Consider the following 12,436-nt stretch of genomic DNA (forward strand, 5'->3'; position numbering starts at 1 on the left):
AGGAACCTGCAAGGGCTAAGCGAGTCTACTCGTAGCAATAGATACCTTGGCCTGCCTGCAGTCCAAACCATGGCATGTCAATCATTAGAGGAACGATCCCCATGTTGAAACCTTCCAAGTTATTACTGCTTAGCCTGACGCTTGCGGCCGCTCCAGCGTTCGCCTTCAACTTTGGCGATGCGGTTAACAGCGTTTCTGGCGCCGCCGGAAACTCTCAAGCCACTGGCGAGACCGGACAAATGCTCAGCGCTCTGTCCAGCCAGCTTGGAGTCACTCAGCCGCAAGCCACTGGTGGTACTGCTGCCCTGCTCGGCCTGGCAAAAAACAATCTGGACCCGAGCCAGTATTCGGAGCTGACCAAGTCGGTTCCGGGCCTTGAACAACTGACCCAGAACAGCGCCCTGCTCGACCAGGCCAGCACCTTATTGGGCAAAGGTTCAGGCTCGGACTCGACCAGCATCAGTTCGCTGTTGAACAACACCAAGGACATGGGTGATGTCACCAATGCCTTCAGCAACCTGGGCATGAACGCAGAAACCCTCAACAAGTTCGCGCCAACCCTGCTCGACTACCTGGGCAAGCAAGGCCTCAGCCAGCCATTGATGAGTTCGCTGACCAGCCTTTGGGGCGTATAGCGTCTTTTTCTCTGGGGGGTGACGCTTCTGTAGTCGACGCTTTTGTGGTTGACGCTTTATTCAGCCACCATTTTCGCCAGCACAACCCTCCAAATCTGCACCACCCTGGTGGCCAAGCTTCGCGTTGACACACCCTACGCGGGCTATTGATTGGCAACCAATCTGTACGCAACAACAATAAAAAAACGCGACCCTAGGGTCGCGTTTTTTGTGCTTGCAACGCTGGGTATTCGCCAGCGTGCGTTAAGCGTTAGGCGTTCGCCTTGTTGCGCAGCTTCTCTGGATTGATCAGGAAGCGAGCCAAAGCGGGCAGCAACCAAATCGCGCCGAACATATTCCAGAGGAACATAAAGGTCAGCATCAACCCCATATCCGCCTGGAACTTGATCGCCGAGAAGATCCAGGTCGCGACACCAATGGCCAGACACACGCCAGTGAACAGCACGGCTTTACCCGTCGACTTCAGCGTCTCGAAGTACGCCTCCTGCAGTGACAACCCTTGACGCAGGTATGTCTCCAATCGACTGTAAATATAGATACCATAGTCCACACCAATACCCACGCCCAAGGCGATTACCGGCAAGGTAGCCACTTTGACCCCAATGCCCATATAGGCCATCAAGGCGTTACCCAACACCGAAGTCAGTACCAGTGGCAGCATCACGCACAGCGTCGCAGCAAGCGAGCGGAAAGTGATCAGGCACATCAAGCCAACGGCTGCATAAACCGCCAGCAGCATGGTGGTTTCGGATTGATCAATCACCTCGTTGGTTGCCGCTTCAATGCCAGCGTTACCCGCCGCCAGGATAAACTCGAGGCCATCCTTGTTGTTGTCCTTGATGAAGCCTTCAGCTACACCCACCACACGATTGAGGGTTTCGGCCTTGTGGTCATTGAGGAACACCAACAACGGCGCCACAGAGCAGTCGGCGTTGTACAGGCCATCGGCGCGGGCGATCGAGTTATTCAGCACGTCCTGGTTACGTGACAGGGTTTCCCACTTGAGGCTCCCTTCGTTCATACCCTTGATCACCTGACGCGAGACAGTGACCATGGAAATGGCCGACTGCACGCCCGGAGTGTTCTCCATGGTCCAGGACAACTGATCCATCGCCGAAAGCGTCTGATAGGTCGAACAGCCTTCGGGCGCTGTCTTGACCATAATCACCAGAACATCGGAGCTGGTTGAGTAATTGCGGATGACAAAGTCGTTATCCAGGTTATAGCGTGAGTCAGGTCGCAGCTCAGGCGCGCCTTGGTCAAGGTCACCAATCTTCAGGTTCTGGCCGTACCAAACACCACCCGCCAGAGCAACTATGGCAACTACCACTGAAATAGGTGCAACCACTGGATGAGCGAAGTTGGAGACCAAGCGCCAGAACGGATGATCACGCACCGCATCCTCGCGGCTGATCTGCACGGCCTTCTTGCTGATACCGATATACGAGATCATCACTGGCAGCAGGATCAGATTCGTCAGAATGATCACCGCCACACCCATGGATGCGCCGATGGCCAACTCGCGGATAACTCCAATATCAATCAGCAGCAAGGTGACAAAACCGACGGCGTCAGACAACAGCGCGACCAGGCCCGGAATAAACAACTGACGGAATGCCATACGCGCAGCGGACAGCGAATCAGTTGCCTCACCCGAAGCAATGGCAATGCCGTTGATCTTCTGCACGCCGTGGGAAATACCGATGGCGAACACCAAGAACGGCACCAGCATTGAGTAGGGATCGAGCCCAAAACCCAGGGTTTTCAGCAAGCCAAGTTGCCAGATCACCGCGATCAGCGTGGTACAGACCACAGCCAAAGCGCTTTTAAAGCAACGGGTGAACCACAGCAGCAAGACGAAGGTGATGCCGATCGCGACCGCGAAGAACAGGGCTACACCCAGCAAGCCATCAATCAAATCGCCGACTTTCTTGGCGAAACCAATAATGTGAATTTTCACATTGGGGTTTTGCGCCTGGTACTTGTCGCGAATCTTTTCTTCCAGTTCGTGGGAGAACTTCTGGTAATCCAGCGGCAGTTGTTTGCCTTGATCTTGCGGGTCTGGGTACGACTCCAGCAACGGAACATCAATGATGCTGGACTTGAAGTTATTCCCGACCAGACGACCAATCTGCCCGGACTTAAGCACGTTATCGCGCAAGTCTTCGAGACTGGCGGGCGAGCCGTCGTAGGTTTGCGGAATCACTTCACCGCCGCTAAAGCCCTGCTCCGTCACTTCGGTCCAGCGAACGCTTGGACTCCACAGCGACTTGAGACCAGAACGATCAACGCCCGAGATGTAGAACACCTCATCGTTAATCTGGCGCAGTGTCTCCATATATTCTTTGCTGAAGATGTCGCCATCAACTGCTTCAACCGAGATACGCACGGTGTTGCCGAGGTTGGCAAGATCATTGCGATGCTCAAGCATCTTCTGGATATAAGGGTGACCCAGTGGAATCATTTTCTCAAAGCTGGTTTGCGGACGAACCTGCGCAGCCTGGTAAAACAAAAAGGCACTGATCAAAACGCACAGCACGATAACGGCTGGGCGATTATTAAAAATTAACCGCTCGAGAAAAGACGCAGGTTTTTGTTGATGCTTACTCATGCAAACACTCCCGGCTTATTATTGTTGGCCCAGATCGGCGCCTGTTGGCGAAGCGACGTGAACACCGCCCTGCCCGACCAGAATCAGCTTGCCGTTATCCGTAGTTGCTGCGCTGCTCAATGAAACCCGGTCAGCGCGATTTACCAGACTAAAACTGCGGCCATCATCGGTACTTTTCAGCACTGTTCCGCCGTGTCCAACCACTACAATCGAACCGTCGGCCAATAACTCGCCGTCAGCCAAACCGAACTCCAAAGGGCCGTTGTTGGGGGTGTTGATCTCGATTTGTTGCCAAGTGGCGCCAAAATCAGCGGAGCGGAATAAGTGACCGCGCAGCCCGTAAACCAGCAGCGTCGCGGGCTCTTTAGTCGCCACAGCGCCGAACAACGAGCCATCATACGGGCTTTCGAGCGTCTCCCAGGTCTGCCCCCAGTCGAGCGAACGGAACATCGCGCCCTGCTCACCCACTACAAACAAGCCAGAGTCTTTAACCGCAATGATTGCGTTGAGGTGATAACCATCCTCGTTGTCCATTCTGTCGCTAACGTCTTCCCAGTGAGCGCCACCATCGGTGGTGCTCAACAAGGCGCCATAGGCACCAACTGCAAAGCCTGTTTGCGCGTCCTTAAACCAGATATCCAGCAAGGGTGCTTCGCGTGTCAGGTCGTCGAATTGCTTAACCCAGGTCTGTCCGCCGTCGGTGGTTGCCAGGATTTGCGCATCGTGGCCCACAGCCCAGCCATGCTTGTCATCGACAAAATAAACAGCCGTGAGCAGCTGGCGCGTAGGCACTTTGGCCTGCGTCCAGGTTGAACCCTTGTCATCGGAATAAAGAATGTGGCCGCGGTCGCCGACAGTAACCAGCCGCTTACCGGCTACGGTGATATCGAGCAACAGCGAGCTTTTTGCCCGAGGTGATTCAATTGAAGAGAGGCTGGCGGGCTCAACAGCTTGGACAGTCAGTGGCGCAATCGCCAAGGCTAGGACAGATAGCAGACTGCACAGCGAGAGCGCTTTGCCCAGCGGCGAATTAATGCGCGACACCGGTGTGCGACTAGACCTCGCAAAACCACCGGACAAGGTGCGCCGCATGACGGGCTCACTCATAAACCTTCCCCCTTTTATTTTTATAGTTCCTGCCTATAGCAGTGACCTATAGCAGTTGGCCTATGCTACTTAGCTTTAGCAGGCGCTGACAATCAGCATGACGTTATGTTTTGTTAAAGCAAACCCGCGTGATTGACGCTTCATTCGTTTCGCCAATAGACAAAAGCCGCTACAAGGTAGCGGCTTTTGCGTTTCACTACAGCATTATCAACGCGTGCCGCGACGGCGCAAGGCGGCTGGCTTGAAATAACCGTCGTCTGGAATTGGCTGACTGAAGTCGATCGTGCTCGACTCTTCGTTGTCCAGGTTCTGCACGTAGTAACGACGCGCCTGCAGGTCGTGGAATACATCCAGTGCCGACCAGGTAGTTGGCAGCTCGTAGAAGTTTTTCAGGTAAGCAATCGATACGCGCCACAACTCGCCGCGACCGTCGTATTGATCAACCACAGCGGCTTGCCAGCTGTCTTCATCAAGGTACAAGGTACGCTTGGAGTAGATGTGTCGCGCGCTGCTCTTGAGCGTGCCTTCGACAACCCAGACACGGTGCAACTCGTTGCGTGTGTATACCGGGTTGAGGTGGCCTACTTTGAGCAGGTCATCGTATTTCACCTCTGGGCTGGTGATTTTGTAGTTGTTGTAAGGAATATAGATTTCCTTTTTACCCAGCAACTTCCACTCGTAGCGATCAGGGGCACCGTTGAACATATCGGTGTCATCGGCGGTACGCAAACCATCAGCCGCAGCGATTGGCGTGTCATACGCCAGGTTTGGCGCCCGGCGCACACGGCGCTGACCGGCGTTGTAACCCCATGCTTGACGCTGTTCCTTAACCTGATCGAGAGTTTCGTGAACCAGTACCGCACCACCCGCCAAACGCGCAGGGCTTTTGGTGAATGACAGGTAATAGAACATGATGTTGTTCAGGTCCGCGAACGAGCCTTTAGGGTCGTAGTACTTGAATAGCGCCTCTTGCTGCGAAGTCACCAGTGAGTAGCTACCGTTGCGCTGCACTGCAACTTCCGAAGCACGACGCACGATGTAGGTGCCGCGATAGCGGGCGATGTGGTTCCACAGCGCCTCAACTCCATTTTGCGGAATTGGAAACGGGATACCGCCAAAGGCATCAGAGAAACCGTTGCCACCATCGAGCAGCTTGGCCGTGGTCGCATTCTTGCGTGTGTTGTCATACACCCACTGCGGCGCAGAGCCCGAGCGCCGTGTCTGGTAAACCGGCATCTGGTAGGTATCGGGGTAGGCGTTAAACAGGGCTATCTGACCCGGGGTCAGGTTGGCTTTGTACTGATCCAGATTAGCCTTGGTAATAGTAAACAGCGGCTTGTCGGCTGCAAATGGATCTGGGTGGTGTTGGCCCGGGGTTTTATAGTCGGCCGGTGCCTTGGTGATACCACCGGTCCAGGCGGGAATTGTTCCCGCAGCGTTGCCCGCTTTTTCAGCGCCGAATGGGGTCAGCGTGGTGCCCAGCTTGGCAGCATCCTCAGCGGAAACGGCTGCCAATGTGCTACCGGTGAACAGCACCAGTGCAATGGCTGCACCGATCAATGTGTGCTTCTTCAGCATCATATCTCTCCATGGTAAGTCTTGACTGAACGCTCTTTGGCGCTCAGTTCGGTTATGTAGCGGCCTGTTACCGTGCGCTCACTGTGCACTGGCGGTAACAGGCTCAAGTATCAGAACGAGTACTTGACGTTGAGGCCAATGTTGTCGCGGTCACGTGAAGAGTTGTTACCGCCTGCACCATAGAACTCGGTGTACGCCAGCTCCGCTTCGAGACTGTTCAAGTAGTTGGCTTTGACGCCCAGGGTGTAGGCCTTGCGACCTTCAATGAAGTTGCCGGTCTGGTATGAGTTACCTTCGAAATCATCCCGGTAGACTGCATATGGCGACAGGTTGACCCCGGCGTAGACATCGTTCCAGGTACCGGAAAGAACCAGGGTATAACCGTAGGCGTTCTTGTTGACCTGATCATTACGGTCATTGTCATCGATATAAGCGCTGTTACCGCGACCCGAGTAATAGCGGGTTGAGCCGTCACGCGCCGTGTATTGCAGGTCACTGCCGCGCAAGTGCTCGGAGGCCAGTTCGGCCACACCAAAGAGTGAGTCAAAACCCAGTGAAGGACCAAAGTTGTAGATGGTCCCCAACGAGGTGTTGAAGGCTTCAACCCGCTCGTAGTTGTGGATCTCATCCTCGAGGCCGACTTGCTGGCCGGCGATATTAATCTTGTCGCCACCGGCCAATGGCGCTGCTTGCAGCAGCAAATCACCGAGCAGGTCGTTAGTGGTGGAAATGCCGATTGGCAGGTTTGGTCGGTAAGACAGTTCACCGAACACCGAAGCCAGGCCAACCGTGGTGTTAAAGCTCAAGCCGTACATGCGGATGTCTTCAACAAACTCACGACGTGCATTCACCTGATTGGCCACATCGACCGCCGCGGCGCCATTGACCAAACCAAGAATTTGCCCGGCCCCGGCATTACCCGTGGCAGCAGCCGCTTGCAGGTCGTCGTAGCTGGCGAAACCACCGAGGCCAGCCAGTTGGTCGATATCCAGACCCGCGTAGGTGCTGTTCAGGTCAGCATTGATCAGCGGCTCTTTGGAGTGATAGTTAACGAAGTAGAAACCAAATTCAGTGCTGTTCAGGTCTTCTGCGATGTAACGCAGCGCGGCACCAAACTGCCCGTCGTTCTTGGCATTGATGTCAGAGCCAATGTTGGCCACTTTAATTACGCCATTCTCGTCGAAATAGTCGTTACCCTGCAGGCCGGCGAAATTGCCCGCGCTTAGCTGCTGATAGAGACCGCGCACCGGTGCCAGGGCTGACTGAGTGCTGTAAGCGGTATTGCCGCCATCGGCGAACAGGTCTGTCTCGGAGTAAAAAGTGCCCGCGGGATCGATCGCGGTTTCTTTCCAGTTGAACTGGTAGAACGACTCCAGCGACAGGTTGTCCGTCAGGCCAACGCTGAAGTTAAGCGCCTCGACCGGCACCAGCACTTCTTTCAGCTCGGCACCTGGCAAGCGGAACTTGGCCGCATCGACCGGGTTGGTGGTGTTGATACCACCGCGATAAAACAAGCCTTCACCCCAGTTGAACACCTGCTTACCCAGACGCGCGGTTACCGGCATATCGGCTACATCCCAATCGCCATACACATAAGCATCGAGAATTTGTGCATCACGACCGGCTTTGTGCCGGGTTTCATAGGTAAAGCTGTCGTCACGCGGAAAGTTCTGGCTAGGCTGCGCAGGACCACTGGCATCATAGAAATCATTGCGCTTATCCATGATCTGCGTGTCATAGAACGCTGTGCCACGGACGAACAAACCATAGTTTTTGTAGGTAGCGCCGAGGTCCGAAGTCGCCTTGTACACTTCCGAAACCAGGCCGGTGTCGAAGTTACGGTTACCATCGTTGCCGTTGATATCGTCGTTGTTTTTATCCTGCCCCTGAACACGCCACAACTGACCATAGGACACAGTGGTGTCGATGGAACCATTGATTTCGTTATCGGCAAAGCTGAATTCAACGGCCTGCGCTTGAGCAGCCACGAGCAGCGGTAAAATCCCAGCAAAGGCAAAACCAGCCTTTACTGGCGCAAAGCACACCCGTGGATGGCGAGACTTGATATCCATCGAAAATAACTCCTGGCAGATCATTGTTTTTATTGCGCCCGGTGCCGAGCGCGGAATAGCCGTACGGTTGACGGCCTTTTACTAAACCGGAAAAACCCAACGCCCCAACTTTTCATGCCCGCAACGCTGAAAAAGTTCCATTGCGAAGCTAAATATTTATTGCCAGTGCAACCATGATGCCAATTCAAACAGTCGTATTATTTAAAAGCACTTTTGCTCGCGTTTCGATTTGTGACTCTATAGCCATTTAATGAACCGTCAAATTGCAGTCGCCAAACTTTAGTTCTGTCCTACAATTTGGCTCGCAGAGTCATTGAAGCCCCGGAATAGACGTATTTCTTTAAAAAATCAGGAGGGAGTTATAAAGCTCAGGCTCAGGGCTGTTTGAGCCTTTAAGTCTAAGGGATTGAGTTTTCATTCCTTAGAGTAACAAAAAAGTGTTACCAGCTTGCGCCGGTAACACTTCTAAGCGAGCGGGTGTCATGCCCTTGGACAGCCAATTAGAATTGCTCTAGATCGGCGTTTTACAGACGTTATGCAAGGCTCTTGCTGACCACCTCATACACGTCACTCGAGAGTTGGCCCGAGGCGACAATACGCTCAAGCTCAGCCTTCATTTGCGCCTGACGTGCAGGGGCATATTTGCGCCAGCGCGTCAGGGGTGCCAACAAACGCGAGGCTATTTGCGGATTAAGCGCATTGAGGGTGATGACCTGATCAGCCAGGAAGCGATAACCGCTGCCATCTGCCTGGTGAAAGTTGATCAGATTCTGCCCGGCAAATGCACCGATCAAGGCGCGAATCTTGTTCGGGTTTTTCAAGGTGAACGCCGGATGCTCCATCAGCGCTTTCACCCGCTCCAGACCGCCCGGCAAACCACTGGCCGCCTGCACGCTGAACCACTGATCCATGACCAAGGCATTGTCTTTGAAGTGCTCAGCAAAGCTTGCCAATACCTTGCTACGTTCATCGTTGAATGGAGAGTTGACCAGCACAGCCAGCGCGGTCAATTGCTCCGTCATGTTGTCGCTGTTTTCAAACTGATCCATACAGGCCGCGACAACTTCTGCTGTGGCATTGAGCATCAGATAAGACAACGCAATATTCTGCAGGCTGCGGCGGGCAAAGTGCTCGGCTTCGGCACTGTATTCACTACCGCGTGAAATCTCGCGATTGGCTTGATAGCGTGTCCAAAGGGCATCGTGCAGCGCTTCGGCAAGCTGCTTGCGGGCGAATTCACGGGCCTCATGAATCGCCTCGACATCGGCGACTTCACTAATCTCGGTCAGGTAGGCCTCGCCCGGCAGCGAAAGCATTTCTGCAACCATAGCTTGATCCAACTGGTTATCTTCGAGCACGGTGCGCAGGGCGCTGACTAGGCGCTGATCCATCACTAGCGCTTCACCGCGCTGATGTTGGCCGATCAGCTCTTGGAGCACCTGTACCGACAATTGTTGACCGGCCTCCCAGCGATTGAAACCATCACTGTCGTGCTGCATCAAAAACATCAGTTGATCACGGCTATAAGGAAAGCTCAGCTTGACCGGCGCGGAAAACCCGCGCAGCAGCGAAGGCAATGGCTGCTCAGCAACATTGATTAAGCTCAGCGTCTGCTCGGCTTGATCAATCGAGAAGACCCGGCTGTTTGAGTCCCCTGCGCCCTGCTCGCCTTCAAGCTGCAATGCCAATGGCTGGCCTTCAGCACCGAGCAGGCCCAGTTCAACTGGAATCACGAATGGCAGCTTTTCAGTCTGCCCTGGGGTTGCCGGGCAACTTTGCCTAAAGGTCAGGCTATAGCGCTGATTGGCGGCATCATACGACTCGCTAACCGCCAAACGTGGCGTGCCTGCCTGGCTGTACCAGCGTTTGAACTGAGTGAGATCAACACCACTGGCATCTTCCATGGCCTTGATAAAGTCATCACAGGTTACGGCTTGACCATCGTGACGTTCAAAGTAGAGGTCACTGCCTTTGCGGAAATTTTCGGCGCCGAGCAGGGTGCGAATCATGCGCACCACTTCCGAACCCTTTTCGTAAACCGTCAAGGTGTAGAAGTTGGAAATTTCAATAAAGCTGTCCGGTCGCACCGAATGCGCCAGCGGCCCCGCATCTTCGGCAAACTGATGAGTGCGTAGATAGGCCACATCTTCAATACGCTTGACCGTGGCCGAGTTCATATCGGCACTGAACTGTGAATCGCGGAATACGGTGAAGCCTTCTTTCAACGACAACTGGAACCAATCGCGGCACGTCACCCGGTTGCCCGACCAGTTGTGGAAATATTCGTGTGCAACAATCGCTTCAACCCGTTGGTGCGCAGCATCGGTTGCGGTTTCTGCGCGCGCTAGCACGGCACTGGAGTTGAAGATGTTCAGGCCCTTGTTTTCCATGGCACCCATATTGAAGTCGTTAACCGCGACAATCATAAAGATGTCCAGGTCATACTCACGACCATAGGTCTCTTCGTCCCAGCGCATGGATTTCTTCAGGCTATCCATGGCGTGCTGGCATTTGTCGACATTCTCGGGTTCGACATAGATGCGCAGCGCCACTTCACGCTGGCTCATGGTGGTGAAGGTGTCTTCGATGCACCACAGGTCACCGGCAACCAACGCAAACAGATACGCCGGCTTCATAAATGGATCTTCCCAGGTTGCCCAGTGACGACCGTCTTCCTCGCTGCCGCTGGCAATTGGATTGCCGTTGGAAAGCAGCACGGGATAATCATGCTGCTGTGCGCTCAGGGTGGTGGTGAATTTACTCATCACATCAGGGCGGTCGAGGTAATATGTGATCTTGCGGAAACCCTCCGCCTCGCATTGGGTGCAGAACATGCCACTGGATTTGTACAGGCCTTCCAATGCGGTATTGCTTTCAGGGTGAATTTTCACCGTGGTGTCGATGACAAAACTGGCGCTGTCTGGCTGCAGGGTCAGCGACACATCGGTCAATTGATAATCGGCGGCTGATAGCGGGCGATCATTGAGTGCAACCGAGACCAGCTCCAGGTCTTGGCCATCCAGTTCCAGGGCTGGCAGGTCAGCGCTTAACGCCGGATTTCGGCGCATGATCAATTGCGCATGGACCAGGCTGTGGTCTTCAAACAGCTCGAAGGTCAGGTGCGTTTCATCGATTAAATAATCCGGCGCCTTGTAGTCTTTCAGGTAGATCATCTTCGGTTGTTCGGTGCGCATGGTCGCCTCTCTTGATTGAGCCGCTTGCAAAGAATTAAGTGTGCCCAGACCGGCGAGAATTCAGCCAGCCCGGCACGGTTTGAATCGACTTCAGACTCAGCTACTGCTTATCGCCAACTGATAAGCCGTGTACTTGCGGATATTGATTACACCGGTATCAAACAGCAGATACTGGCCCTTGATGCCGGTCAGAGTACCTTCTGCAACTGGATTTTTATCCAGATTGAAACTGGTAATTTTGGGCGGATATGCCTCAATCGGATAAGCAATTTGCTGCACCTGCGCATCACCCAATGGCTGAATGGCCTGAATACCAAAGCGTTGTTGCAATTGCTGCATGCCTTGCGCGCAGGCAGCAAAGATTTCAGCGCGAATCGCATCGAGATCAACCGGCACCGCATCGCCCTTGAGCAGCGCGCGCCAGTTGGTTTTATCAGCAACCTGGCTGCGCAATAGGTCTTCGACAAAACCTGACTGCTGACGCGTGGCAACCCGCATGATCGGTAAAGCCTGAGTTGCCCCCTGATCAATCCAGCGGGTTGGCACTTGAGTGGCGCGAGTAATCCCCACCTTAACCCCTGACGAATTGGCCAGATACACCACATGATCGGTCATGCAGAACTGCTCGCCCCAGCTCGGGTCACGGCAAGTACCGGCATCATAGTGGCAACGCTCCGGGCTCATGATGCAGATATCGCACTGGGCGAGCTTCTGCATGCACGGATAACAATAGCCTTGGCTGAAACTGGTTTTGGTTTTACGCCCGCAATGACTGCAATGGATCGCCCCGAGAAACTCCAGGCGCAGGGTCTTGCCGATCAGCGGATTAACCGCGACCTGCTGATCATCCAGACGAAACGAATACTCCACCGGGCTTTCCAACCGCGCCGACATTTTGCTCAGCGCACCGCGCCCCAACTCATTCATCAACAACCGCCATTCTCAAATCAGTGCACTGTATCGGAAGACTTAAACAGCAAGTTCGGCACCGGCTCAGACTTGGAGGCGCACTCTTGTGGCCCCATGTAACCGATGCGCTGGTCTTCCGGTAGATTTTTAATTTCCCAGGCAATCAACGCCTGCAAGCTCAACTCTTTTTGCTCTTGAGTCAGCTTGCGGCCATCTGGCCACTTACCGATCTCTACGGCCAATTTCAGGCTTTGGTAGATTTCGGGGGTGATATTTTCAATCGTTTGCAAAAAAGACGACATAACCCGCCTCCAAAAATAATTCACTATA

Annotated in this window: 8 protein-coding genes; 1 reads left to right on the plus strand and 7 read right to left on the minus strand. The window is 54.0% G+C overall.

Going from position 1 to position 12,436, the window contains the following annotated elements:
- Nucleotides 1-101: 101 nt before the first annotated feature.
- Nucleotides 102-635 carry a DUF2780 domain-containing protein gene (locus tag AACY09_RS01950; RefSeq protein WP_339485744.1) on the plus strand — a complete coding sequence of 178 codons (534 nt, stop codon included), beginning with the start codon at nucleotides 102-104 and terminating at the stop codon, nucleotides 633-635.
- A gap of 250 nt (nucleotides 636-885) precedes the next feature.
- Here the strand turns inward: AACY09_RS01950 and AACY09_RS01955 are convergent, their stop codons facing one another.
- The 7 genes from AACY09_RS01955 to AACY09_RS01985 all read right to left on the minus strand — a co-directional run bounded on the left by AACY09_RS01955 (nucleotide 886) and on the right by AACY09_RS01985 (nucleotide 12,408).
- Nucleotides 886-3,246, minus strand: a complete 2,361-nt coding sequence (locus AACY09_RS01955) for an efflux RND transporter permease subunit (protein ID WP_339485745.1) — start codon at nucleotides 3,244-3,246, stop codon at nucleotides 886-888.
- A gap of 18 nt (nucleotides 3,247-3,264) precedes the next feature.
- Entirely contained in the window at nucleotides 3,265-4,353 is a 1,089-nt protein-coding gene (locus AACY09_RS01960) for a WD40/YVTN/BNR-like repeat-containing protein (RefSeq protein ID WP_445323757.1), read from the minus strand.
- 207 nt (nucleotides 4,354-4,560) lie between these two features.
- Entirely contained in the window at nucleotides 4,561-5,931 is a 1,371-nt protein-coding gene (locus AACY09_RS01965) for a DUF1329 domain-containing protein (RefSeq protein ID WP_339485746.1), read from the minus strand.
- A 110-nt stretch (nucleotides 5,932-6,041) separates the two neighbouring features.
- Nucleotides 6,042-8,003, minus strand: a complete 1,962-nt coding sequence (locus AACY09_RS01970) for a DUF1302 domain-containing protein (RefSeq protein ID WP_339485747.1) — start codon at nucleotides 8,001-8,003, stop codon at nucleotides 6,042-6,044.
- Between the two features lie 533 nt (nucleotides 8,004-8,536).
- Entirely contained in the window at nucleotides 8,537-11,197 is a 2,661-nt protein-coding gene (gene pepN, locus AACY09_RS01975; RefSeq protein WP_339485748.1) for an aminopeptidase N, read from the minus strand.
- 96 nt (nucleotides 11,198-11,293) lie between these two features.
- Nucleotides 11,294-12,124 carry a DUF2797 domain-containing protein gene (locus AACY09_RS01980; protein WP_339485749.1) on the minus strand — a complete coding sequence of 277 codons (831 nt, stop codon included), beginning with the start codon at nucleotides 12,122-12,124 and terminating at the stop codon, nucleotides 11,294-11,296.
- 20 nt (nucleotides 12,125-12,144) lie between these two features.
- Nucleotides 12,145-12,408 carry a YeaC family protein gene (locus AACY09_RS01985; RefSeq protein WP_339485750.1) on the minus strand — a complete coding sequence of 88 codons (264 nt, stop codon included), beginning with the start codon at nucleotides 12,406-12,408 and terminating at the stop codon, nucleotides 12,145-12,147.
- Nucleotides 12,409-12,436: the final 28 nt, after the last annotated feature.

It is taken from the genome of Pseudomonas sp. EL_65y_Pfl2_R95, from assembly GCF_963971045.1.
Lineage (GTDB): Bacteria > Pseudomonadota > Gammaproteobacteria > Pseudomonadales > Pseudomonadaceae > Aquipseudomonas.